We start from the raw sequence: 397 nt of genomic DNA on the forward strand, positions 1-397 counted from the left end.
GCCGCTCGCGCGCCGGTATCTCGGACGAGAACAAGCCCTACGGCTCGTTCCTGTTCCTGGGCCCGACGGGTGTCGGCAAGACCGAGCTGTGCAAGGCGCTGGCCGGGTTCCTGTTCGATTCGGAAGAGCACCTGATCCGCATCGATATGAGCGAGTTCATGGAGAAGCATTCCGTGAGCCGTTTGATCGGTGCGCCCCCGGGCTACGTCGGCTATGAGGAAGGCGGTTATCTGACCGAAGCCGTGCGTCGCAAGCCGTACAGCGTGGTGTTGCTGGATGAAGTCGAGAAGGCCCACCCGGACGTCTTCAACGTGCTGCTGCAGGTGCTGGACGATGGCCGCCTGACCGATGGCCAGGGCCGCACGGTGGACTTCAAGAACACGGTGATCGTGATGAC

At 62.7% G+C, this 397-nt stretch carries 1 protein-coding gene; it reads left to right on the top strand.

What is annotated here, in order from left to right; all coding sequences use genetic code 11:
• Positions 1-397: AAA family ATPase (locus tag RVY79_RS17795; RefSeq protein ID WP_317465837.1), on the top strand; the 397-nt coding region annotated here is incomplete at both ends.

It is taken from the genome of Chromohalobacter sp. HP20-39, from assembly GCF_033052815.1.
Lineage (GTDB): Bacteria > Pseudomonadota > Gammaproteobacteria > Pseudomonadales > Halomonadaceae > Chromohalobacter.